The organism is Metallosphaera sp. D4-4 (assembly GCF_046245145.1).
Classification (GTDB): domain Archaea; phylum Thermoproteota; class Thermoprotei_A; order Sulfolobales; family Sulfolobaceae; genus Metallosphaera; species Metallosphaera sedula.
This window is the reverse complement of the sequence record NZ_CP176412.1, coordinates 1,526,021-1,550,082: the sequence shown is the minus strand read 5'-3', so window position 1 is coordinate 1,550,082 and position 24,062 is coordinate 1,526,021. Positions and strand designations below refer to the sequence as shown.

Here is a 24,062-nt window from a genome sequence, read left to right as displayed (position 1 = left end):
ACTTGTCCACTGTAGATATGTGATTACCATGAATCTAGGTCCAGGGAAGAAAGCTCCTGAAATAGTAAACGTTCTTGTGGAGATTCCAAGTGGTTCCAACATAAAGTACGAGTATGACGAAGAAGAGGGAGTAATCAAGGTAGACAGGGTTCTCTACACCTCCATGGTTTATCCCTTCAACTACGGTTTCGTGCCGGGCACTCTAGAAGAGGACGGTGACCCCATAGACGTGCTAGTTCTAACCAACTACCCACTGCTTCCAGGCACAGTCATTGAAGTTAGGCCAGTGGGAGTGGTCCACATGAAAGACGAGGAAGGGGTGGACGAAAAGATAATAGCGGTCCCCAAGGAGAAAACAGATCCCACCTTTGCCAGAATTAAAGACATTACGGATATAGACGACGCTACCAAGAACAAGATAGTTCACTTCTTTGAACATTACAAGGAGTTGGAGCCTGGTAAATGGGTAAAAATATCTGGCTGGGGATCAGCTTCCGAGGCTAAGGAGAAAATAGCCAAGGCGATAGAGAGGAAGAACAAGTAATGCTTTTTATTGATATTATCATCGTTTTATCTGCAATACTTTCATCCTTATGGATACTTCTGGAGTCGTTCTACTACACTCGGGAGAAACCTTCCGTCCCTAGGACAGATGGTCCCAGGTATAGGACGTCCATAGTGGTGGCCATAAAAAATGAAGATCCTGAAGTAGTGAAGGGGTTAGTTGAGAACCTTTCAAGGCTAGACTACCCTGATTACGAGGTAATACTGGTTTCAGATGATTCAGAGCAGGACTTTGAGCGATTAAGGCAAATAGAGCTACCGGAAAAATTCAAACTGGTTAGGAGGGATGTCCCCCAAGGTAGGAAGGCTGGTGCCCTCAATTACGGCGTTTCCCTTTCAACGGGGGAAATCCTTGTTTTTTTAGATGCCGAGGCCAGAGTGGATCCTACTATCTTGACCAAGATATCTGCCCACTTGAGCCACATGGAGGCAGTGGCCCTTAGACTAAGGGTCAGAGATCCGAAGAACAAGCTTCAGGTACTCTATTCCGAGATAACTGAGTTTTCCATGGACTCGCTATTTAGGGGAAGATACCTCAAGGGTCTTCCAGTATTTCCCAACGGATCAGCCTTTGCCATTAGATCCTCTACCCTGAAGAGGATAGGAGGGTGGAGAGAGGGAATGGTCGCTGAGGACTTGGAAATAGGGATGAGGCTATTCCTGAATGGAGTGAAAGTTGGTTACGCCGACGACGTTGTTGTGGAGACGTTAGCTCCCTATACCTGGAAGGATCTTTTCCAACAGATGAAACGATGGGCCTACGGATCTGGACAACTTTTCCCCTACAGTCTTTCACTGTTGAGAAGAGGTATGAGCGGTATAGAAGGTGCAATATATGCGAATCAGTGGGGAATTTATCCTGCATACTTTGTTATGTTACTGATTGCAGGTATTGTCTCTCCAGTCTTCTCCTCCTCGCTTCTTTCCTGGGTCTTGTCCTTGACCCTGTTTCTAATCTCATCCCTGGTCTTCTCATGGAGATCAAGAACTAGGGAGTATGACCTAAGGATTCCAGCTCTCATGATCTCAGCCTTCCTAACTGGTTATCTCCTAGGACTTCTTAACGCAAAATTTAGCTGGAAAGTCACACCCAAGGTAGAAAGAGAACAGGGATTATGGATACCGCTCGAGACCAATATCATCTCCTATCTTTTTCTCTTGAGCGGAATATTAGCCCTAAAAAGCTATTTAGTTCAAGGAACGATTCTCCTGGCGATTTCCCTTATCTTACTAATCATACCGTGACCTTTATTGAGGACATCCTGGCCACTTCTTTCATGGCCTCATCAGGTCTCAGGCTATACTTTATAATGTACTTCTTGACCATCTTATAACTCTCAGGGTTCTGAACGATGTCCTTGGAGGTAGCCATTAGCCTCAGGTAAAGTGCCCTTCTCTGTATCTCTTCTTTCACCTCCTCAAGTGATCTTCCAGACTCCTCCAGTCTGTTTCTCAGAACCTTAGCGTTATCCAGGTCTACCACGTGGTTATCAACTTTCGGATCCCAATTAACTACCCTCCTGAAATCTGAGGCAGTCACCAGTTCGTCTATGGCTACGACCCTTCTCTTTAACTGTATCTTATCTCCTATGAGCACAGGCAATCTTCTCACGCTAATGATAATGTTGTTCATGGGTATCCACGCTGCAGGTATATTGAGTGGAGGGTTCATTAACCTCTTGACCGCGCTTTCTGAGTCATGGGCGTGAAAAGTTGTGGCACCACCGTGACCCGTGGAGAGAGCTTGGAACAGAATATAGGACTCAGCACCCCTTATCTCACCAACCACTATTATGTCAGGCCTGTACCTCAGGGAGAGCTTTAGTAGGTCCATAAGGGTTATTTCCTTGCTAGACTCACCGTATGCTTGCCTGGCGTAAAGCTGAACCCAGTTCTCCTGTGCCAGTTTTATCTCTGGGATATCCTCAATGGACACTATCTTTAGGGATTCCTTTGCCAGGTTCAGGATGGACCCTAACACCGTGGTCTTTCCAGCGCCTGTAACTCCTATAACCATGAACGACATTCTAAGATCGATGGAATACCATAGGTAGGCTGCAGTCTCAGGACTCATGACGCCACTATTTATCAGGTCTAGAATAGTTATCGGCCTTTCGCTGAATCTCCTTATAACGAAGCTGGATCCTCTAGCACTAACTTCATATCTAAAGGTCGCTGCAATTCTGTCTCCCTTCGGCAATATACCGTCAGCTATGGGAGTAGCTATAGACACGGTTTTACCTGATAGGGAGATCAGCCTCAACACTATTTGATCCAATAACTCTGATCCGCTAATCTCCTTGTCCAATACCTTCATCGACTCAGTTATGGTAAGATTTGTGGGAACGTAATCATACTCCCTGTGATAAACGTATACAGGTAAACCAATTCCGCTACATGAGATGTCCTCTACCTTGTTATCAGCTAAGAGGGGAGTAAGAACGTTATAACCAAACATGTTTCTTAAGAGGTAATAAAGGGCCACTTTTCCCTTAGTACTAAGCTTGGTTATTCCACCAACCTGACCTTGAACAAGGCCCATGCTGGGCATTTTGGCATTGGCCTGAAGCAGGATTTTAGCTATATCCACTGTGTCTTCCTTGCTTAATAGTGACCTTTCTATCTCTTTGATCAGATAAATGTAAGCACTGAAAATGTTTTGATCTATTGGCGGCTCTACCAAGACATACCTGAATATCCCCTTGTCCTGGTCGAAGACAATGAATGTGTGAGGATTAGCTATTGACAACTCGACGTTGTTAGACTCAAAGGATGATTTAACTGATCGGGGCATTAAGCTAATCATATCAACTTCATACTCAGACATAATCTCAGGTAATTCCTCGTAGGGCAATGTTATGGGATAGAGGCTTATAGGTAGATCCCCAAAGGTTAACTGCTCGGTCTTAGGAGAAGGCTTGCTACGGAATGGCAACGGTAGACTTAAATTCATACTAGATAATATAGTGTAAATCTTCTTTATAAATATTCTTATCTGTTAGCTACAGGTAATAAAAAATTATCCTGAAGGAGGTACAGTTGGTCCGAAAGTAAAGTGAACATGAACTATTATAATCATTAATATTGCAGTTATTGCTACCATAATTGCTGCGTGAATGAAACCTGTTGCTACTTTACCCTTTCCCAACTTTCCTACCAGTAGTCCTGCAAAGAACGCGTTTATCATTGAGGCTATTGCAGTAATGTAAACAGCCTGTGGTAGGAGGACTCTAGCCTCTCCAAGTGCACCCGAGGAGAAAGCATATGCGTTGCCCGTTATAAGGCCTAGTATTGCCGCCGAAAGCAGGTTTACCGCTATTATGGAGATAATTACACCAATGTAGGGAGTATAGAGAAGTATCTTGACCTTACTTTCATATTCTCTCTTTATCTTTATCTGCGTCTCTACCTGTTCAGCTAGACTTTCTATGCTTTCTGGGGTGAGGCTACCTATATCAATCATATCTGCCATAGAAACTAGAGAAATCCTTGAGGTAAAATCGACTATTTCCTCGGCTCCCTTTAGGAATGCATCTCTAAGCGGGTAACCTAGCGAGATATATGCGTAAATCCTTTTCAATATATACGATAATTTCCCCATCTCCTGGCTCTCTTTTATGTTCTTAATTATCGTCTCTGGTGATAATCCTGCCCTTATGCCTTCAGAAATTGCTCGAAGCAAGTTAACCACGTAAGGGTCATAGCCTGTTCCCTTTTTCAACTCTCTAGACGTGACAATTGCAGGCGGAATGGCCGCTATCAGGAAACCAATTAGCATGATGATAGTTACTGGCGTGACATTGCTAATATTCCCTGTAAGTGTAACAAAGGGAATAAGTTGTTTAGTTACGCCTAGAAGAACAAACATTACAACAAGACCCACACCTAGTGAGATATAGAACGTCTTGTACGATGAGATCTTTCTCTCTGGAAACCTAAGTTGTGACTGTTCTGCCATTAAAATGAAAACCCCATCTACTAGGGGCAATATCAGAATCAGGATAGCTCCGAAGGCGTTAAGGGGGATAGAACTTCCCACTATGCTGGGGAAGAGAGCCTGCAACAATAATATCAGAAAGAACGTGATGTAACCCGAGGCTAGCCAGATTACGTAAGTTTCGCCAACTCCTGAAAGCCTATCCGCAGCCAAGGCAGCGCCCAGCTCGAGTTGTTTAAGGATATCCTTAGCCTTAGCAGATACTGCATCTAAGACAGGCGCACCGCTTCTCACTGCTGCAACATAGCTAACAAAGAAATCATTCAGAATCTTAGAGGGAGAGATTCTTATTGCGTGAAGCAAGGCGTCCTCCACGTTTTCTCCAAGAAAGTTTATCCTCTTAGAGACGTAAAGAAGGACCTGATTTATGTAATTGAATGCTATGGTTCTGGAGATTCTATCGAAAAGTATCCTAGGACTCAAGCCTGATCTGAGGAAAATTGTAAAAACTGCTGAGAAGGCGGCAGTTTCGGCATCTATACCTATTCTCCTGTTTTCTATATTCTGAGATATATTCACATTCAACAGAAGATACGTAACTGGAGGTATTATGGCTGCGAAAATGATAAACATTAGACCTGCGACTGCAAACTTAGCTACCCTGAATACTAGATAGAGCTTAACGAGGACGTAAACTCCTAGAAAGGCAAGAATTGCTGAAAAGACTGATGATACCATCAGATAGAAGAACATTTGAGCGGCAAAGAGCTGAGGATCGGTACTGAGACCTGCTAAAAGTAATTTTTTCTCTATACTTTTAGCAATAGACTTAACTATTCCTAGTTCGTAAAAGTTTCCCATTATCCCGATTGATGGCTTCGCTTCTTTCTTATTACCCGCATTCCTTCTGAGTCCCTTTAATGCCATCATCTAATTATTGCTATCTAGGTTAAAAAATGTTTATAGAATAACATCTGAACAAGGGCCAGGTGTAATTCAATCCTTCTCATGTTAAGATTGGACCAAACTTAGGAAATATTTTTATTCAATTATGTAGAAAGGGTGTTGTGGATGCCCTTCAACTCCTAAAGGATGAATACGGTTTTACAGATGACGAGTTACAGTATGCAGTAAATAGGGCTAAGGGGATAATAATGGGGTTTGCCATGGAGTATAGGGCTAGAATCGTCCTAGAGTCAATGAATTTCGTGAATATACGCTCCGTTGATCTTCCGACTCACGATATAGAGGCGGAGAGGGATGGTAATAAATACTTTGTAGAAGTGAAAGCAAGTAAAAGGTCACCTACAAAGGAGTATAGCGCCTACAAGTTAGCCATGATAGCGAGATTGGCTGGAACGCACCTCACCCTTCTGATGATGCCCAGACCTAGCCTCGTGGTTACAGAGGATATACTAAGTGAACCCAAGAAAATTCTTTTGAATTTCTTTAGGCTAGCTCTCAACAAGAGAACAGATGAGTTGAGAAAATTCTTAGAAGATGAGAGAAATAGAAAGATTATACAGTCGTATGATAGGGTTATATTATCCACGCTTCATGAAAATATTGAGAATCTGTCTGTACAGTAATACATTAATTTTACAGGATAGGTTTACCCTTATAGGATGATCTATATCTGATCAACTGTTGTTCTGCTCTGTCAAGATATCTGTATACTGTTGAATGCTCCCTTCCCTTCACCAGCAACTCTAACGCCTTCTTGGCTATGGGTATTTGCTCGTAATTACCCAGTAAAGTAATATAATGCCCTGAGATTACTACGCTTACTCCTGTATATTCTTGGATTATTTTCTTGGTTTTTCCACCTTCGCCTATAATTCTGCCCTTCACTCTAGTCATGTTATCTCTGCTGTTGGAGATCTCCTTTAGGTCTATAACATCCATCATAACCTCCTCTCCCATTAACTTCAGAGCGTCTGATACAGAAACGCCAAGACCTATGGCCCTTATAACGGATACTACCTTGAGAGCCTGATACGGGTTCTGGTTCTTCGGATCTACTATGAAATTTTTCACCTTTTCATCATATATTATTTCTACCCCTCCCATTCTCGACAGATCGTCAAGGAGGGACTTCACGAGATCAAGTTTCTCGTCTGGCACACTCACAAACATTACTGCTCCTAACTAGATAACTGTAGCCTGTTTAATAATTCTTTCACAGGCACTACGTCAATCCCCCTTTGTTCAAAAAATCTATTAATATTATTTATATCTCTCTCCAACAGATACAATGAGTTTTCTGCCCATGCCGGAATGGCTTGACCTACATCTATTATGTAGGGTAATTCGTCCTTCACCATCACATTGAATTCACTAAGGTCACCATGGATCAGCTGAGCCTTGGTCACCATGACCTCTATCTGCCTTATAATTTCGTCATAGAGCTCCTGTGTAACTTCCTCTAGGTCTACCAGGAGGGGCGCCTTACTTATACCATCTCCCACAAACTCCATGGCTAGTACGTTCTTGATAACGAGGAAAGGTTTAGGTACCCTTACCCCAGCCTCAAACATTTTCTGAAGATTGCCGAATTCTTTCCTTGCCCATCCATATATCATTTCCTTTGTACTGGAGAATCTGACTTCTGCCCTTCCATCTAGGGATACGTACCTCCTTATGGCACGCTTATGGGAAGCAGTAGAGGTATAATAGATCTTTAGGGCAATGTATTTACCATCCCTCGTTCTCGCAGGATAAACCTTTGCCTCCTTTCCTGAGGCAATAGCACCCAGAATAGATTCTATGTTCAGTTTCCTCATTACCTGGATTACCGCCAGGGAAGTAGAGGAATCTAAGGTAGAGTCAATTGTCTTAAATAGGTCCTCGTCTCTTTCCCTTTTTTCTTCCCTTCTACCTATTCTATTCAACCTCTAAGTTGATCAATTACGTCCCTACTAATTACTTTTTCCTCTATTAATTTCCTTATCTCGTCATTCATATACCTATACACAATATCTGCCTTGGTGGGCTGAAAGTCCCACGGAGCAGCTAAGACTACGTCACCCTCCTTTATCCAGGTTTTCTTCCTCATCCTGCCAGGTATCCTGGCAGTCCTTTCCTTGCCGTCCAAACAGGCTATAATTATATGTTCGGCTCCCAGCATCTTCTTGACTACACAAATGACCTCTCCTTCTTCGGGTTTAGGAACATCCTTTGAGGGTGCTTGATCTGTTCTATCTTTCTTGGGCAACTACTGAAACACCATTGCCTTAACAACATGATTGAATATTAAAAACTTAGCTTATTTCTCGTCCTTAGAGGTATCACGAGTTAAAAATCAATTACCTTCAGAGTGGATTAGCTTAAAGGGGTCTAAGTAGCTCAAGGGCTATTGCTGTAGACCCACCTACACCGTGACAGATACTCGCAATTCCCCTAGTAGCGTTCATCTTGCTGAGCACATTGAGAAGAGTGACCATAATTCTTGCTCCACTAGCTCCTATTGGGTGACCTAAGGCTATTGCTCCACCGAACACGTTCAATTGATCGTATGGCACCCCCAAATATCTGTGAAAGAGAACATTGTTTACTGCAAAGGCCTCGTTATTTTCAAAATAATCAAATTGAGTAATGTTCATGTTCAGCCTTGTCAGCAACTTCCTCACCGAGTAAAGTGGAGCCTCGGTGAAGCGCCAACTTTCTATACCAACCCATGAGTAACCCAATATTTTCGCCACTGGATCCACTCCAAATTCCTTCACTGCCTTCTCGCTCATGAGGACCATGGCCACTGCACCATCTGAAATTTGAGACGAGTTACCTGCGGTGTGATACCCATTTTCTGTGAACGCAGGCTTAAGGGAGCTAAGTTTCTCCATGGTGGTGTCTGGCCTGATACCCTCATCTCTCTCTAATTTACCCTCATCGAGGTTAACTGGAATAACTTCCGGCTTGAATAGACCCTTCTCCCACGCCTGGTGGGCTCTTCTGTGACTCTCAAACGCCACCTCGTCCAATTCCCTTCTTGAAATGTCCCTCTCCCTTGCTACCATATCAGCCTCTTGTCCCATTAGCTTAAGGTTGAAGGGGTCTGTAAGCCCGTCAACCAGCATTGTGTCAATGAAATTCAAACTCTTTCCAGATAGAAACTTAACACCCCATCTAACTTCTGAGTTGACCGCAAGCATGGATTGACTCATGGATTCCATCCCACCGGCGACTACAACGTCAGCGTCACCGCTCTTGATCATTTGTGCCGCGTTAGTAACCCCCATCATCCCGGAGGAACAGACCATGTCCACACAATATCCATCCACTTCCCATGGTATACCAGCCAAGAGGGCAGCCTGCCTAGCCAGATCCTGACCGTGACCCGACCTCAACACATTGCCCATTATCGTAAGTTCCACGCGAGAGGGATCGGTGTTAGCCCTCCTCAGCGCCTCCTTTATGGCGATTGCCCCTAGCATCTGTGGTTTCACTGATTTCAGTGATCCTCCAAAGCGACCTATTGGAGTTCTCACCGCTGAAACTATGTAAACGTCTGGCATAGTATCACGTTGGTATAGAAGAATTTAAACTTTTTAAACAATTGATCCTCTCAAGTCAAAGAATGATGAATCCGTAATCTCCACCTCGTACCACTTCCCAAGGTCTGTGTCCTTAACTATCACTGGGATGTAGTTCAGCGTTCTGCCTATCTTTGTGTTGTCCTTTCCGTTCTCCAGAACTAGGACCTTCATTTTCCTTCCCACGTATTCCCTGTGAATCTCCCTTGAGAGCTCCTCATAAAGAGTTACAGCCCTCTTAAGTCTCTCCTTCTTAATTGGGCCTGGAACCTGGGTCATCATGGCACTTCTCGTATTAGGCCTTAGCGAGTACATAGCTATATGTATCCTCTCAAACCTTAATTCCTTCATGAGGTTTAAGGTGTCCTCAAAGGCGTTTTCATCCTCTCCGGGATGACCCACTATAATGTCAGTGGTTATGTTTACCAAGGGAAACCTCTTCCTTATTTCCCTAACAATTTCCCTGAACTCATCCACTGTATACTTCCTGTTCATCGCCCTTAACACCTGGTCATTACCGCTCTGCACAGGCAGATGGAAGAACTTGTACACCTTAGGGTTATCCCAAGCATCCAACAGATCGTCCAACTGTCTCATGGCAAGTTCTGGGGTCATCATTCCTACCCTCACCATAAAGTCCCCTTCTAGGGAAGAGACCTCCTGAACAAGATCTGCAAGTCTTATATCTCTTCCTAGGTCCAAACCGTAGGCAGCCGTATCCTGTCCCGTTAGCTCTATTTCCTTAGCACCTTTCTCGATGGCCTTTCTCGCCGTTTCCACGATCATCCTGGGAGGATAACTTCTAAGCTCCTTCCTAGCTAATTTCGTGATACAGAAATTGCAACTACCTGCACATCCATCTGCGATGGGGATAACTGAGATCAGCCCCTCAAAGACACTAGGTAAGACGGAGGGAAGTTCCCCATGAAGGCTCACGATCCTCTCCCGAGATTCCACTGCCTTAACTACATCCCCTATGGATTGGGGCCCTATTAGCGAAGATTGGGGGGCCAATGACATGACTAGACCTGGCTCCGCCCCGGCCAAACAGCCTGCAACTACCAGTTTCTTCCCAGTCTTTGAGAGTTCTAAGATTCTCTTCTTCATCTTCTCCTCTGTTTCCATCCTCACGGCACACGTGTTTATGACGAGAACGTCAGCCTGCTCTTCACTATTCACTATCTCGTGGTTTCTGCCCTTGAGTAATGTCATCATTGAGTAAGTATCACCCTTATTTAGGGCACATCCGTACGTCTCAAAGTAAATTCTCATTGCTGTTACTAGTCACAAATTTAACCGCGTGATTATATAGAGTTAATCGAGTTTCATGTCAGAGAGAGATAAACTCTATCACGTGCTACTGGACAGGCTTTATGCGAAGTTGCCCAAAAAGGACCTAGCGTCGGAGACCCAAACTCTTCCCACGCTTTCAATTATCAACGTTGGAAACACTACTATCATAAGGAACTTCAGTGAGTACTGCGATAGAATTAGAAGAGAAGACAAGATCTGCATGAGATACCTGCTGAAGGAACTAGCTGCTGCGGGATCCATTTCTGAAAACGGACAGTTGATGATTCAAGGTAAGTTCTCAAATGCCATAGTTAATACCTTCATGGACAGGTTCCTAAAGACCTACGTTCAATGTTCCACGTGCAAGAGCCTAGACACCGTCCTTGTCAAAGACAAGAAAATATGGTATATTCAATGCCTAGCCTGCGGTGCCAAAAACCCCGTAAAGCCACTGTGAGATAATGAGAGTAATTCTAAAGATCATAAGAGGAGAAGGTCACGTCTTCGTAAACATTTGCGAGAAGGAGTACCTTGGAAGGGAGTTCAGGGAGAGCAAGGCGGTCCTTAACGTGAACAACGAGTTCTATGGAGGAGAGGAAGTGGACATCAACTACGCCTTAGATCTGGTGGATGAAGCTACCGTGGTGAGTATAGTTGGGGAGAGGGCAATCGGAGAGGCCATAAAGAGGGGCCTTGTCCACAAGGATGCCGTGTTGACCGTTTCAGGGGTGAAGTTTGCACAGATCTATAATCTGTGATGGAAATGGGAGGAAAGTTCTGCGTAATGTGTGGAAAGGAGGACGTAAAACTCATAGGTAGACTGTGTCCCTCGTGTTACGTGAAATCGAGGGAGATGGTGAGGGTACCCAGGAGCATGTCTATCACGGTTTGCAGAATTTGTGGTTCCAGGAAGCTTAAGGGAAAGTGGGTAGCTCCCAGGGGGGATATCTCCTCATCACTAGAGGAGGAAATAATCTCAGCGCTGGAACTGGACGAACACGTTCAGGAGTACCATGTGGACGTAGGGCAGATGTGGTCAGATACTCACGGTAATAGTCACTTTCCATTAAGGATTTCAGGTTCAGTTGAAGGAGAGAGGTTTGACGAAACTAAGGACGTTACGGTCAAAGTTGAAAGTACGTTATGTGATTCCTGCGTTAAGAGGAGAGGGAAATACTACGAGGCAATAATTCAGCTGAGATCTAGAGAGGGCAACTTAGGACTTGACGAGAAAAGGTTTTTCGAGTCCTTCTTTTCCAGGGAGGACGCGGAGAACCTCTCGGACGTGGTGGAACTAAGGGAGGGAGTTGATTACTATTTCATTAACAGAACGGTGGCCAAGAGACTTGTAGCTAAGTTCGCCAGCGAAGTAAAAGTAGAGATGAAGGAAAGTTACCAAAGGGAGAGGATAAAAAGAGGTAAAAGGGACGCGAAACTAGTTATCTCCCTGAGGCTATGAGGATAGGGATAGATGAGGCAGGGAGAGGATGCCTGATTGGACCCATGGTAGTTGTAGGGGTTGCCTTGAACGAGAGGTCTATTGTAGCTCTGAAGGAGAATGGAGTTAAGGATAGTAAGAAACTTACTCGTAAGAAAAGGGAGGAACTATTTGATTTGATACTCTCTGAAAGCGAGGGGGTGGCTGTAGCCAAGGCCCTTCCCGAGGAGATCGACAACAACAATCTGAATTCGTTGACCTACACGAAGGTGATAGAGATCATTGATGCCCTATCTTGGCTTAACCCTGAAGTTGTAACGGTGGACAGGGTGGGGAAAGAGATCGAGGTGATAAGAGCGATAGAGGATCTAGGGTTCAAACCGAACGTTATACATAAGGCTGATGAGCTATTTGTTGAGGCTAGCTCTGCCAGCATTATTGCTAAGGTAATAAGGGATAGGATAATAGAGTCATTAAAGAAGGAGTTCGGGGACTTTGGGAGTGGGTACCCATCTGACAGGAAAACCGTTCAATGGGTACTAGACTTAGTCGCCAGGGGAGAGGAACCACCAAATATTATAAGGAGATCGTGGAAATTATTACTAAAATACGCACCTGGATTTTACGTGAATAAGGTGAGCTGAAAGTGGTCACTAACCTTCCTGCCGAGGCTAAGACCAAATGGCTAAGAGTGATGGACGCTAAGACACCTGAGGAGAAGATTAAGGCCATACAGGATTTCCTGAGTAGCGTACCTAAACATAAGGGAACCGAGAACCTGGTCTACTGGGCCAAGAGAAGACTATCTGAACTTAGGGAAGAAAGCGAGAAACAGAGGAGAAAGTCTAAGGGGGGAGGCCTATCCTTTTTCGTGGAAAAGGAAGGGGCAGGTCAGGTCCTCGTGCTAGGGAGGGAGGAACTTAAGAATCCCCTGGTGCGCAGACTCACCAATGTAAAACAGGATCCTAAAGATTACCCCGTGCCCGCCATGACTTTCTTTGAGGACGCACCGATTCAGCTGGTCAATCCTCCTCAGATCATTCTGGATTCTAGGCTCATAGTAAGTAAGCTCCTTGGGTTAGCCAGGAATGCAGACTCTATCCTTTTCGTCGTAGAAGACCAGGAGGAATTCACTAGGATGAGGGAGTTTCTAGAGAATAACAATATCCTTCTGGGGAAACCAAAGGGAAAGGTCATAATAGAGAGATTCAGGAGCTCCAAGGAGGGACTCAGGATAGTCATGATGGGAAAATTGACTGGAACAACCGAGGACCAGGTTAAGAATTACCTTCGAGAGTTCGGTATTAAGTCTGCTGTGGTCAAGATAGTGGGAGAGGTTACCCTGGATGACGTAGAGAAATCTCTCTTTGAAGCAATTACCTTTAAGCCTGCGGTAGTGGCCTCTGTTAGACCGTTCCAAGTTCCGGGAATACCAGTTGTCAACGTGGCCGACTTAGACGTCCTGAGAAGGGAACTATATCTTAGCCTTGATGTGATAAGGATTTACACCAAGGAGCCCATGGAGGAACCCACAAAGGATCCAATGTTCATGAAGAGAGGGTCAACTGTCATGGACGTTGCTCAGAAGCTCCACAGCCAACTTTCCGAGAACTTCAAATATGCTAGGGTGTGGGGGAAGTCAGCAAGGTTCCCTGGGCAGAGAGTAGGAGAAGACCACGTATTAGAGGATAAGGATATTGTAGAAATACATGTTAGGTAATACAGTTCTCACATTGTCGTGTTATTACTGCTTCCCGTGAAGTACTGACATTTGTTCATAATGATAAAAATAATGCTATTATAACGACACTACTAAGCTCTCGTCTATCACGACCTAAGTTACTTTGCTAAATTACCCCCCCCCCCCGTATGATGGGGTGAGGCAGAAAGGTAGCTAGATAATAAGCTTTTCTTAGACATGGTCTTACAAACTTGTAAAAACGTATTTTCAATTTATACTTGATAAGTATGCTAGAGACCTATGAAATTGAGTTAAAAACGTCAAAGTCTGTGATCAGGACAGCTCTAATAGATCCATTCCTGTTCTCAGGAGTTATGGGGCATGTCAACATTCTTCAAGTATTAGATAGGAGAACGGCTGAATATGTAGCACCAGGTAAACTATCTGAACCAGGAGTAGATTATAGGGTTCTTTATGTCTTCGGGACGCCGGATACCAAGTTACACACCGTACTTGGATACATGAAAGGACCTGAGCTAGAGGGTAACTCTGTTCTCTTTTCTGGGAAGTCAGACGATCATAAGTTCGAGTGGAAGGCCCACTTTTACGTGGATGATGCACCAGCTGGTTCCAAGATAAAGATTGGCCTTGAAGTCAACTATAAGACCTCGACCCTTGACCGACTTATAGGGAAAAGTCCCTTTGAGCTGGCTCAACACATCATTCAAGACCACATTATCCCCTACCTAAAACTCTATCTTAACAAGGAACAACAAATATCTCAGGACCAGGGGATATTTGCGAACGAAGTTATGCGAATAGAGGGTGATATTGCAGAGCTTATCACAAAGATCAGACAATTAATTGATAGTATCAATTCTGGATTTATCGTAATTAAGGGCAAAAACGTTCGAGCCAGCATTCAGGTTCTAAACAAACGTCCTGGTTTAATGAAAATGGTCAAGGGAAACCAGATAATCACAGGAAATGACGTTCTTGCCAACCTCATACTAGAGTCTGGTGAAGCAGTCGCGGTCGCGTATGACATTGATACGGAAAGAATTTTAGATATTACAAGCGAGCAAATATCCAGGACAATTGAGATAACAGGAAAGCAATAAAAAGAGTTACAACTTATAGAAAATTTTTCTAGTGATAAGGTCATTCAATACTATGTCCTTCGCTAAGTAACTTGAAACGACCAGCTTGCTAGCAGACCCTCGCCGTGGAGATGCAATTTAACCTGCGACCTATTGCGAAGATAACCCTTTAGATTTGAACTATATTTGATCGGAAATGAATTCGTTAGTTCTAGGAGCGGGCGGAGGTGGAGATGTAGTATCTGCACTTCTCCCTTATGAGAGGATGAGAAGAAGAGGTGAGAAGGTAACTCTGGGAGCTGTGCTATGGGAGAGAAGAGTGGAAGATCCAGTTCCAGGTCCCATCTGCACTAACGATCTCAGAGAAGCACAGGTAATAAACGAGAGAGTGGCGATCCTTGGGCCAGACTCCTTCGCTGTAAGAGGAGGAAGGAAAGTAAAACCGCAGGCTGCAAGAGTAGCGCAGGTATTGGGGATTAATGTTGTTTCATTCTGTATATCTGGAGGTGTTAGTGATCTATACAGGGATATCATGGAGATAACCAACATGCTAGGGATAGATCAAGTCATAGGGGTGGACGCTGGAGGTGACATCCTTGCGGAGGGAACAGAGAATGATCTCTTAAGTCCTCTTGCAGATTCCATAGCCCTTGCCTCGCTATCCAAGTTAGAGGAAAGTTCCATGAACGTACAACTATCGGTAATCGGTTTAGGTGCTGATGGGGAATTGAAACCGGATTACCTTCTACAGAGAATAAGCAAAATAGCATCACTGAATGGATTAATAGAAATCCTTGGATTTGATGAAAGTTCTGCCTCTCTAATAGAGAGGGTACTAGAAGTTACCGTTACGGAGGCCTCGGCCCTGCCCTTGAAGGCCTTCAGAGGGCTTTATGGTGAGGTTCCGATCAGAAACGGTAGGCGTAGGGTATTCGTAAGCCCGCTCACATCGGTCATGTTCAGCTTCAAGCCCAGAGTTGTAGCATCAATCTCTAAACTGTATGAGGCTGTGAGAGATTCCTCTTCCCTTGAGGAAGCCAACGAGGCGCTTCACAGGTTAGGTTTAATCACAGAGCTAGATAGAGAAAGAGGCCTCAAGGACGAATAATATGTAATAACTTAACGTGAAAGTCTTATAATCTATTAGCCCATTACCGTGCCTCTCTTTCGTCTGTGGATTACCGAGATTTTTGTGGATTTAATACCTTTGACTTTCGTGTATTATTGGGTAGGGGGAGTTTAAACTAGGATCTCCTGAATTGGTTAAACAGTGAACAGGAGTGAGCATAGATGTTGATAGTGGTCCATTCCTCTCCCTCAACTCGGTGGAAGGCGCGGGAGAGGCGGCAGCGCACGTGATTGCAGCAGCTTCCGTACTCAAGAACTTGAACGAGTTAACAGAGGAAAGTCTAGAAGTCGTAAGAAAATATGTTGATAATTGGATACTGAGCATTATTCCTTTAGATTATATCCCTGGCATGGCAGAATATTTAGGTGGAAAGCTAACCAAGTCCATTCTGGACGTATTTGAGGATGTATCGGAGGAGGAATTGGGAGAGACCTTAGAGATGATAACTTTAGCCAAGAAATCTCTCGACTCGGGCGACGTTCCATTCAATTTCGCAGAGGTTGAGGTAAGAATTGAAAGGGTCTTTAGGGCTCTGGGGCTAGAAATGAATGACTTTGGAAGATTTTTGGAGAACTCGAACATTGTGGAAAAAATGAAGAGAACCGTAACCTTGTTTACCTTGGCCATAGGAATATCTTCAGTGCGTGATAGATTATGGATAGTGGAATCTCAATAACTGCTGAAAAACTTGTGGAGGTTACTGCTAAGTACGCTTCACAGATCTCGGTCAAGGAGGACGAATACATAAGAGCAGTTGGGTTTTCCTCAAAGGATATGGGAAAAAGAGTAGTGGCAAGGGTAAGTTTTTGGCTGGTTAACCAGGAGTCCACTTTATTGTATTGCAGGTTGTGCAACAAGGGACCATTTACTAAGAGAGGTATGTTTCTTCATCTGACAAGAATGCATCACTCAGAAATAAAATTACTTCTAGAGGAAGAAATAAAAAGAGAAATAAAGGCTATACTCTAGTTAGGATTCAACTACCCTAAGTAGGTCTCCCTGATCTAGACGATAAACCACTAGGTAGTTATCTGAAACTCTCTTTAGATCCGCGTTATCTCCCCTTATCATGACGCTAATGAGCGTAGCATTTGCCTCTTTAAGGGATCTCCTGACAGTGGTTTCAGCGATCTTATCCTCTCCATCCGTCAAAATTATGACCTCGCTTACACCCCTAACATGACCGTCCTTTATATCGTCACAGGCAGACATTACAGATCTAGATATATCGGTTCCGCCTCCACCTCTTATCTTCCCAATATACTCTACCATCTTGATCACGTCTTTGCTCTTGGCATTCTTTATGACCTTGATCAGAGGATATGGAATGTTATCGAAGAACCTTAGATAGAAGTCCCTGTTCTCCCTTCTAGCTCTACTGTAGAGGGCCAGTGCTACAGCCTTAGCCCACAGGATCTTTTCTCCATCCATGCTACCTGACTTGTCCAATAGTAGATATATGGGTCCTAGGGTTTCCTTAATCTGTTTCTGATATAGTAATAGCTGGCTCTCTGCAAGCTTCACATCAAAGAGTTCCTCGGGTAAGGCCAGTTCTGAGGGAACCAGTCTCTCTAGGTCTGAACCTTCCTCATATCCATAAAGCTCTCCCCTAGCATATCTTGTGGTCCTCTTCTTGGTGAAGCTACCTAGCTTCGGGATACCGCTCAGAAACTCAAGGATCTTTTTGATTTCTGTGTTCCTAGCTAGTCTTAGCACGTCGTGTATATCTCCCTCAAAGTTCATCATCGATCCTGTACCGGCCCCATTACCTCCAACTATCCTCTGCATACTCCTGACGGAATTAGCATCCTCAGACGCCTTTGCCATAGCCTTTTCATGAACCTGCTTCATTAGCTTTCCAGTGGTCTGGTTTTCCTGTTGCTGGTTCTGATTCTGCTTTCCCTCCTTACCCTGACTTCCCTTCATTATACCGTTAAGTATCTGTTCTGCGGCCTCTCTCTCCTCCTGCGACTGTGAAGTTCTCCTAATCCTTTCCAATTCCTCTATCAAGTTCTGCACGTAACTCACGGAAAGGGCCATGCTTACTGCGGAGTTCGCAATTGAGTAGTTTCTGTTCCTGTTTACAATCTCTGATGAAATGGTGAGATCAATCAATGAGTACTTAATGGAGTCGCTTTGATCTATTTCCCCCTTTGTTTTTAGAATCGGTAGGGGGAGATAGTGCACATAATAGGTATCAATGAGGAATAGGGGATCTACATTGCTTTCCTTCCCAGAGACCCTCCTTAGGGTGTTGAGTATCCTCTCGCCCCTGTACTTTACAACGGGGCTTTCGTAATCTACACCTCTAAGGAGACCTGTCATGTGTAAATCCCCAGCTTCCTCCCCACTTTTTCTACTAATCTATCTATTTCCGCTCCAACTTCCCGCGAGAACTCTTCAACCTTCTCGTCACCGCTCTCCTTTCCTAAAGATATTACCCTGTCCTTTGTCGCTCTCAAGCTCCTGATCAAATCGATCAATCTAGGATCAGACTCGTTAGCAGCATCAACGTATTTCCCTGCCTCCTTAATGTTATTAAATATCTCGTTAAGCTCCCTCATGTACTTGATGGGCGTCTTTAACTCCTCAGAGAGCAGCGCTGAGACCTTTTCGAAATCGTCAATTTCCCTTGGGGCTATATACTTAAGAACCACCAGGTCTTCCTCTGTAGCCTTTGTTCTAGAGTTCAGAAGTGCGTGAGCCGACACTATTTTCAGAACCTTGCCCTTTCTCCTGTCAGTTAAGTGCACTCCCTTCTCCTCCAACATTACGTAGAGCTTCAGGAGTTTCGACTTGATCTGGCTCAGGTCCACTTCTGAGAGCATACTGTAAAGCCTGTCAAGATCTTGAACTGTCATAACTGGTTCCTTGACTTTCCACTTGTCTGTGAACTCGAGTTCCCAGGACGAATCTATTAAGTCCTTCCACATATCCTCCCCCACGGGCTTAGCGTAATGCCTTAGAAGAAGCCTATCATAAAGGGCCTCAAGTTCTGGCTCGTCCGGTACCCTATTACTTGCGCTGATTAGCGTCCTTAGTGGTACCTTGATAACGTTGTAGCCGTCGTAAATCACCCTCTCGTTCAACAGTGAAAGAAGGGCATTAAGAATAGCTGAATTGGCATTAAATATCTCATCAAGGAAGGCTAACTCACTTTCAGGAAGTCTCTCCTTTGTTATCCTCTTGTACACTCCCTGTTTCAGTGCATTGACGTCCAGTGCCCCAAAAAGTTCAGCAGGTTCGGTATATTTCGTAAGTAAATACATGAAGAACCTGGCATTGAGGAGATCGGCAGCCCTTCTAGCCAATGCTGACTTAGCGGTTCCAGGCTCTCCTATTAGCACTACGTGCTCCTTTGTAAGGAGAGCTAGCGTTAGGACCTTAGCCTCCTCTTCCCTTCCCACGAATGGGGAATAGAGGGACTCTAAAAACTTTTTGGGAAGTTCAAGGAGTGATGAACTCACTATTATTCTCCCTATTATGTTTACCATCTTGTAGCTTATAAAGAGAGGTTAAGAAACATGAAAGAATAAAATTCTTTTTTATGTAAGGATATTATCGAGAAAATTTCAAAAATCATTTAAAGGCCTTGAGAGTTTAAATTCTGTATATAGGAAATTTTTAAGTACTGTGGGTTTTAGACGGAGAATCGAGCTTAACACGAGAAATGTAGAAGGATATGGAACTAACCAACTAATTTATATAGGCGAATTTCAAAGATTGAAATAACAAATTCGTGTGAGTCGAGATACATGGATGAAAAGATAGGAAATCTAAAAGGCGGGATGGAAAACATAAGTGTTACCGCCCGCGTTTTGGAAGTAGGTGAACAGAAGGTCGTTCAAACAAAGAACGGCCCTAGAACCATTCGTGAAGTAATGGTTGGAGACGACACAGGGAGAGTTAAACTCACCCTGTGGGGGAACCAAGGAGACGAAGTCAAGGAAGGCCAAATTATCAAAGTGGAAAACGCTTGGACCACAGTTTTTAAGGGTCAAGTTCAGCTTAACGCAGGTAGTAGGTCCAAGATAAGCGAGTCTGCCGAAGAGTCTATCCCAGAAGCCGATCAGGTTCCTGAAACCACTCCTACCGATGATTCGCCTCCAAGGAGAGGTGGATTCAGAGGTAGAGGCGGAGGAAGAAGAAATTACGGCGGCGGTTTCGGAGGAAACTACGGCGGTGGAGGATACAGGAGAAGGCCTAGAGAGGGCGGAGAGGAAGAAGAGTGAACTTCGAAGAAGATAGGCAACCAGAAGAGGAACACGATCATTTTCACCCATCGTTGGATTATGAGGAGATAAAGGATAGGAAGCCCAGGAGAGAAGGCGAATACGTGGACAAGAGTGAGGACGGTGAGAAGTTTATAATTAAGCTAGCTGAAGACAGGGTTTACGAGGTAGCTGCAGTAGCCTATTATATCTGGGCCATGTGCGATGGAGAGAGAACAGTGGGCGATATAGTTCAGGAGATTAGCAAGGAAGCGCAGATCGAAGAGGAACAGATTAGAGCGCCTATTGTCGCGGTACTTGAACAGTTACAGGAGGCCGCCCTAATAACCATTTAAAAGTTTGTTTTGTGTATTTTTCTCATGAGAAATTTCGTTCCCGAGGAGAACTTACCCACTCCCCTAGAGGCCATTGAACAATTTCTTAGAACTCTTCCTCCCAAGAGGAGAACAATCTCTCTTGGAATATTGGATTCCGTGGGCAAGATAACTTCTTCACCAGTACTTGCTAAAACCGATTATCCACCCTTCTCTAGGTCAACTGTAGATGGGTTCGCTGTTAAATCATCTTCTACCCCAGGTAGGTTTAGGATAGTTGGAAAGATATCCATTGGGGAATGGAAGGATATAACTATTGGGCCAGGGGAGGCGGTAGAGGTGGATACTGGATCCCCACTACCTTGGGGAGCTGATGCCGTGGTTAAGATAGAGGATACACGTGTGGAACTTCCCTTTGTCGAGATAAATTCCAGGTTGAGATTTGGTGCAAACGTGGCGTGGGCTGGTAGCGATATACCCAAGGGCTCGGAAATTATAGGAGAGTTCCAGGAAATTACGCCAGAGGATGTTGGGGCACTTGCGTCTGTGGGAATAGAGACAGTTGAGGTGTATGATCTCCCAAAGGTTTACGTTATCGCAACCGGTGATGAATTAGTTCAACCTGGAAGAGATCTAGCGCCAGGGAAGATATATGAAAGCAACGTTCACTTCCTGGTATCAAGGCTAAAGCAACTTGGATGCGAAGTGGTTGGAGCCGAAGTTCTACCTGACGACAAGGAAAAGATCAGGAATTCCTTGAGGACTGCAGTGGACAAGGCCGACCTCATAATAACCACAGGAGGAACGAGTGCAGGTGAAAAGGATTACGTGCATCAGCTGGTAAGGGAGATGGGAAGAATCGTAATTCAGGGTTTGAATACGAAACCTGGAAAGCCAACGATATTGGGGGAGATACAAGGGAAGCCGGTCTTCGGACTTTCTGGAAACATTGTGGCTACCATAATGACCTTTAACCAGTTGGTGGAGAGATATGTCGCTGAATTCTCAGGGAGATCACTGGCTACCAGAACAGCTTACCACGACAAGGTCTCGGCCATCTCCATTTTACCAATTAAGGCTGATAGGTACAGGGTCACTAACATCCCCGTTTACATAGTTAAAGGGAGAGGGGGTCACTATGCTATCCCGGTCCCATTCGACAGTTACATGGTTGGGACTTTTGCTAGCTCTGATGGTTACGTGACCTTACCTCCTGGTACGCAAGTCAAGGAGGGAGAGAGGATAGAGGTAACCCTGAAAAACCTTGATAATAGGCCTGTCATTATAGGGGAAGAGGACGTGAGAATAAGGGAAGTTAAGGCTAGGAAAATACTCTTGGGAACAGTGCCCGCTTGCGCTGCACTCAAGTACGATGTGGGGGATGCGCTGATACTGAGTGACTTCCTTTGCGAAGATAAGGTGCCTGAGGCGGTGGAGGTAAAGCGTTGGATCCTATCCCATGGAAGCGGAGATCCCATAGGCTATCATGATTGGATAGGAATGAGCAGGTTGGTGAAGGATCCTGCAGTTAAATTGAAATCACCCTCTACAGCACCCCTGTTCTTGGGCAAGGGAAAGGTGATCGCACCCCATGGATACATAGAAGGAGAGAAAGTAACACAAGAGAAATTAAAAGTAGTAGTGAGAAACAGGGATCTACAATTCTTAGAGGGAATATTTTCTGAAGATACCTAGTTGGAAAAGCCTTTTACTTCATCTCCTTATTCTCGGATATGCGTTCAGTGAAAGCCACAGCATTCTCATCTTCTGCTAACCTTGGTGCCGGTTACGACGTGCTTTCCATGAGCCATTTGGCCTTCAGTGACACTGTTTACGCGGAGCTTATCAACGAAAAGGAACGCAGGGTCATGATGGAGTCCAACTCGAATGTCCCTTTAGATCCAGCTAGAAACTCAGCAGGCGCACCAGTTGAGGCATTGCTCAAGGAATTTCAATTAAATTACACGGTAAAACTGAATGTGATAAAGGGAGTGCCCCACGGATTAGGCCTAGGAAGTAGCGGAGCATCTGCAGTGGCTGCAGTGGCTGCGGTTAACGAGCTGCTTAACCTCCACCTGACGCTCGAGGACATCGTGAAGTTTGCTGTGATTGGGGAACAAGCCGTTAGTGGATCCCCTCACCCAGATAACGTGGCAGCTAGTGCCTTTGGTGGAATAGTGGCAGTGACGTCGCACGATCCCATTAGGGTAGTGAGGATACCAATTAACCTGAACTTCAGGTTAATGTTGGTCATACCGAGGGTTAATACGGGTGAAGGGAAGACCAAGAAGGCAAGGGAGCTAGTTCCCAAGCAGATAGAGGTTTCAAAGATGGTCGAAAACACAAGGTTCCTATCCTCATTCATTCTAGGATTAGTTAAGGGAGATAGGGCACTGGTTAGGGAGGGGCTTAACGACGCCGTTGTGGAAAGGTCCAGGGAACCAATGTATCCACACTACCCCAAGTTGAAGGAAATAGCACTGAGGTACGATGCTATTGGAGCTTGCGTAAGTGGAGCCGGACCTACGGTGTTAATCCTTTACGATGATTCGACCAAACTGGGAGAGATCAAACAGGAGGGTGGGAAAGTATGTGCCCAGCACGGTTTTCAATGCGATTTAATTACCACGGAAATAGGGGAGGGAGTCAGGGTTGAGGGACTCAACTAAATCAGTAAGGGAATCAATAGATCCCACCACAGGGGCTATAACAACGCCCATCTATCAGACGTCAGCTTTCCTTTATCCTGAGGGTGAGAAATACAGGTATTCCAGAGAGGTCAATCCGACGGTCCTAGAACTGGGTAAGAAAATAGCGGAGCTTGAGGGTGCAGAGGCTGGGCTCGCGTTTTCCTCCGGGATGGGAGCCATCTCCACCACCCTCTTAACTCTGCTCCGCCCCGGGATGAGACTCCTGGTTCACGTGGATATGTTCGGAAGGAGCCTGAGGTTTGCCAAGGATTACCTCTCGTCGTGGGGTGTGAAGGTCGATGTGGCCCCAGCCAACGATCAAGGCATGCTCGAAATGATAACCAAGGGGTATGACGTGGTTATGATTGAGAGTATTACGAATCCCCTACTCAGGGTGATAGACCTGGAAAAGGTGGGAAAGGCGTGCTCGGAAGTGGGGGCTAACTTACTTGTGGATTCAACTTTTGCAACTCCAATTAATCAGAAACCCCTAGAGTTTGGGGCCTCGCTAGTCATACACAGTGCATCGAAGTTCATTGCGGGGCATAACGATGTCATTACAGGGTTGATAGCGGGAAAGGGAGAACTGGTGAAGGCAATAGACCAAATGAGGAGAACACTTGGAACCTCCCTTGATCCTCATCCAGCGTATCTTACCATCAGGGGGATGAAGACCCTTAAGATCAGAATGGATGTAATCAATAGGAACGCACAACAGATCGCAGAGTTCCTTGAGGCACATCCTAAGGTTGCAAAGGTTTACTACCCTGGTCTCAAGAGCCATGAAAGCCATAGTGTTGCTAAGAGAGTCCTTAAGGGATTCGGTGGCGTGGTCAGTTTTGAGGTGAGGGGCGGAGCGCAGGAGGCACTGAGGGTCATGAAATCTACATCAGTCATAATCCCAGCCCAAAGCCTTGGAGGCGTGAATTCCTTGATATCCCATCCAGCAACAATGAGCCATAGGACACTATCTCCTGAGGAGAGAAAGGCCTCAGGGATAGGAGATTCGCTTCTTAGGCTTTCCGTGGGTATAGAAGACGTGGAGGATTTAATAGAAGACTTGGATAAGGCACTTAGCAAGATCTAGAAAGATTTATTTTCTCTCTAAAAAAGAAAGAATTGCCATACCTAGCCTACAGCCATGTAACCATG

Annotated in this window: 26 protein-coding genes; 17 read left to right on the top strand and 9 right to left on the bottom strand. The window is 44.9% G+C overall.

The genetic code is table 11. The features are described 5' to 3' along the window. Positions 1 to 28: 28 nt before the first annotated feature. Together ppa and ACI49J_RS08385 are read left to right on the top strand one after the other, a co-directional pair. Entirely contained in the window at positions 29 to 544 is a 516-nt protein-coding gene (gene ppa, locus ACI49J_RS08390; protein ID WP_240254925.1) for an inorganic diphosphatase, read from the top strand. Continuing rightward, positions 544 to 1,809: a glycosyltransferase family 2 protein gene (locus tag ACI49J_RS08385; RefSeq protein WP_240254927.1), complete on the top strand. Its 1,266-nt coding sequence runs from the start codon at positions 544 to 546 to the stop codon at positions 1,807 to 1,809. The genes ppa and ACI49J_RS08385 overlap by 1 nt, the downstream gene beginning before the upstream one ends. Here the strand turns inward: ACI49J_RS08385 and ACI49J_RS08380 are convergent. Both ACI49J_RS08380 and ACI49J_RS08375 read right to left on the bottom strand, forming a co-directional pair. Continuing rightward, complete coding sequence (locus tag ACI49J_RS08380) at positions 1,799 to 3,517, bottom strand: type II/IV secretion system ATPase subunit (protein ID WP_342811013.1); 1,719 nt, start codon at positions 3,515 to 3,517, stop codon at positions 1,799 to 1,801. The genes ACI49J_RS08385 and ACI49J_RS08380 overlap by 11 nt on opposite strands. A gap of 66 nt (positions 3,518 to 3,583) precedes the next feature. Then, positions 3,584 to 5,428 (bottom strand): type II secretion system F family protein, encoded by a 1,845-nt coding sequence (locus tag ACI49J_RS08375; protein ID WP_240254932.1) that lies wholly within the window; start codon positions 5,426 to 5,428, stop codon positions 3,584 to 3,586. Between the two features lie 140 nt (positions 5,429 to 5,568). Between ACI49J_RS08375 and ACI49J_RS08370 the strand changes: the two genes are divergently transcribed. Beyond that, positions 5,569 to 6,090: a hypothetical protein gene (locus ACI49J_RS08370; RefSeq protein WP_012020614.1), complete on the top strand. Its 522-nt coding sequence runs from the start codon at positions 5,569 to 5,571 to the stop codon at positions 6,088 to 6,090. Positions 6,091 to 6,100: 10 nt separating this feature from the next. On the opposite strand, the gene ACI49J_RS08365 is transcribed toward ACI49J_RS08370, so the two are convergent. From ACI49J_RS08365 to ACI49J_RS08345, 5 genes are all read right to left on the bottom strand, one after another. Further along, entirely contained in the window at positions 6,101 to 6,637 is a 537-nt protein-coding gene (locus ACI49J_RS08365) for a KH domain-containing protein (protein WP_012020615.1), read from the bottom strand. Between the two features lie 8 nt (positions 6,638 to 6,645). Further along, positions 6,646 to 7,392 carry a serine protein kinase RIO gene (locus ACI49J_RS08360; protein WP_240254934.1) on the bottom strand — a complete coding sequence of 249 codons (747 nt, stop codon included), beginning with the start codon at positions 7,390 to 7,392 and terminating at the stop codon, positions 6,646 to 6,648. Beyond that, positions 7,389 to 7,715, bottom strand: a complete 327-nt coding sequence (locus tag ACI49J_RS08355) for a translation initiation factor aIF-1A (protein WP_012020617.1) — start codon at positions 7,713 to 7,715, stop codon at positions 7,389 to 7,391. The genes ACI49J_RS08360 and ACI49J_RS08355 overlap by 4 nt, the downstream gene beginning before the upstream one ends. 112 nt (positions 7,716 to 7,827) lie before the next feature. Continuing rightward, positions 7,828 to 9,015: a thiolase family protein gene (locus ACI49J_RS08350; RefSeq protein WP_240254936.1), complete on the bottom strand. Its 1,188-nt coding sequence runs from the start codon at positions 9,013 to 9,015 to the stop codon at positions 7,828 to 7,830. A gap of 33 nt (positions 9,016 to 9,048) precedes the next feature. After that, positions 9,049 to 10,305, bottom strand: a complete 1,257-nt coding sequence (locus tag ACI49J_RS08345) for a tRNA (N(6)-L-threonylcarbamoyladenosine(37)-C(2))-methylthiotransferase (protein ID WP_240254938.1) — start codon at positions 10,303 to 10,305, stop codon at positions 9,049 to 9,051. 55 nt (positions 10,306 to 10,360) lie between these two features. Here ACI49J_RS08345 and ACI49J_RS08340 point away from each other — a divergent pair, with 55 nt between their 5' ends. From ACI49J_RS08340 to ACI49J_RS08300, 9 genes are all read left to right on the top strand, one after another. Beyond that, on the top strand, positions 10,361 to 10,783 hold the full coding sequence (locus tag ACI49J_RS08340) for a translation initiation factor IF-2 subunit beta (RefSeq protein WP_012020620.1): 423 nt from the start codon (positions 10,361 to 10,363) through the stop codon (positions 10,781 to 10,783). 4 nt (positions 10,784 to 10,787) lie between these two features. Next, on the top strand, positions 10,788 to 11,084 hold the full coding sequence (locus tag ACI49J_RS08335) for a DUF424 domain-containing protein (protein WP_012020621.1): 297 nt from the start codon (positions 10,788 to 10,790) through the stop codon (positions 11,082 to 11,084). Between the two features lie 26 nt (positions 11,085 to 11,110). Continuing rightward, complete coding sequence (locus ACI49J_RS08330; protein ID WP_240254940.1) at positions 11,111 to 11,785, top strand: 60S ribosomal export protein NMD3; 675 nt, start codon at positions 11,111 to 11,113, stop codon at positions 11,783 to 11,785. Continuing rightward, positions 11,782 to 12,408: a ribonuclease HII gene (gene rnhB / locus ACI49J_RS08325; protein WP_240254942.1), complete on the top strand. Its 627-nt coding sequence runs from the start codon at positions 11,782 to 11,784 to the stop codon at positions 12,406 to 12,408. The genes ACI49J_RS08330 and rnhB overlap by 4 nt, the downstream gene beginning before the upstream one ends. 2 nt (positions 12,409 to 12,410) lie before the next feature. Next, positions 12,411 to 13,484, top strand: a complete 1,074-nt coding sequence (locus tag ACI49J_RS08320; protein WP_240254944.1) for a TGS domain-containing protein — start codon at positions 12,411 to 12,413, stop codon at positions 13,482 to 13,484. A 248-nt stretch (positions 13,485 to 13,732) separates the two neighbouring features. Continuing rightward, positions 13,733 to 14,566 (top strand): hypothetical protein, encoded by an 834-nt coding sequence (locus ACI49J_RS08315; RefSeq protein WP_240254946.1) that lies wholly within the window; start codon positions 13,733 to 13,735, stop codon positions 14,564 to 14,566. Between the two features lie 175 nt (positions 14,567 to 14,741). Next, positions 14,742 to 15,653 carry a DUF1152 domain-containing protein gene (locus ACI49J_RS08310; protein WP_240254948.1) on the top strand — a complete coding sequence of 304 codons (912 nt, stop codon included), beginning with the start codon at positions 14,742 to 14,744 and terminating at the stop codon, positions 15,651 to 15,653. A gap of 172 nt (positions 15,654 to 15,825) precedes the next feature. Then, entirely contained in the window at positions 15,826 to 16,350 is a 525-nt protein-coding gene (locus ACI49J_RS08305; protein WP_240254950.1) for a hypothetical protein, read from the top strand. Continuing rightward, positions 16,329 to 16,643 carry a hypothetical protein gene (locus tag ACI49J_RS08300; RefSeq protein WP_012020628.1) on the top strand — a complete coding sequence of 105 codons (315 nt, stop codon included), beginning with the start codon at positions 16,329 to 16,331 and terminating at the stop codon, positions 16,641 to 16,643. Before ACI49J_RS08305 ends, ACI49J_RS08300 begins: the two co-directional genes overlap by 22 nt. Here ACI49J_RS08300 and ACI49J_RS08295 read toward each other — a convergent pair whose 3' ends face one another. Further along, on the bottom strand, positions 16,644 to 17,999 hold the full coding sequence (locus tag ACI49J_RS08295; RefSeq protein WP_012020629.1) for a vWA domain-containing protein: 1,356 nt from the start codon (positions 17,997 to 17,999) through the stop codon (positions 16,644 to 16,646). Further along, a complete protein-coding gene (locus ACI49J_RS08290) occupies positions 17,996 to 19,168 on the bottom strand; it encodes an AAA family ATPase (RefSeq protein ID WP_012020630.1) in 1,173 nt (390 codons plus the stop codon). The genes ACI49J_RS08295 and ACI49J_RS08290 overlap by 4 nt, the downstream gene beginning before the upstream one ends. Before the next feature lie 261 nt (positions 19,169 to 19,429). On the opposite strand from ACI49J_RS08290, the gene ACI49J_RS08285 reads away from it, so the two are divergent. The 5 genes from ACI49J_RS08285 to ACI49J_RS08265 are packed head-to-tail and all read left to right on the top strand — an operon-like array spanning position 19,430 to position 23,997. Next, positions 19,430 to 19,906 carry a single-stranded DNA-binding protein gene (locus tag ACI49J_RS08285; protein ID WP_012020631.1) on the top strand — a complete coding sequence of 159 codons (477 nt, stop codon included), beginning with the start codon at positions 19,430 to 19,432 and terminating at the stop codon, positions 19,904 to 19,906. Positions 19,907 to 19,959: 53 nt separating this feature from the next. Next, a complete protein-coding gene (locus ACI49J_RS08280; RefSeq protein ID WP_240255094.1) occupies positions 19,960 to 20,241 on the top strand; it encodes a PqqD family protein in 282 nt (93 codons plus the stop codon). 24 nt (positions 20,242 to 20,265) lie between these two features. Continuing rightward, positions 20,266 to 21,915, top strand: a complete 1,650-nt coding sequence (locus ACI49J_RS08275) for a molybdopterin molybdotransferase MoeA (RefSeq protein ID WP_240254952.1) — start codon at positions 20,266 to 20,268, stop codon at positions 21,913 to 21,915. Positions 21,916 to 21,953: 38 nt separating this feature from the next. Next, positions 21,954 to 22,889: a homoserine kinase gene (locus tag ACI49J_RS08270; protein WP_240254954.1), complete on the top strand. Its 936-nt coding sequence runs from the start codon at positions 21,954 to 21,956 to the stop codon at positions 22,887 to 22,889. Then, the gene (locus ACI49J_RS08265; protein ID WP_240254956.1) at positions 22,873 to 23,997 is read left to right on the top strand and encodes a PLP-dependent transferase; all 1,125 of its coding nucleotides are present in this window, start codon (positions 22,873 to 22,875) and stop codon (positions 23,995 to 23,997) included. The genes ACI49J_RS08270 and ACI49J_RS08265 overlap by 17 nt, the downstream gene beginning before the upstream one ends. The last annotated feature ends 65 nt before the right edge of the window (positions 23,998 to 24,062 follow it).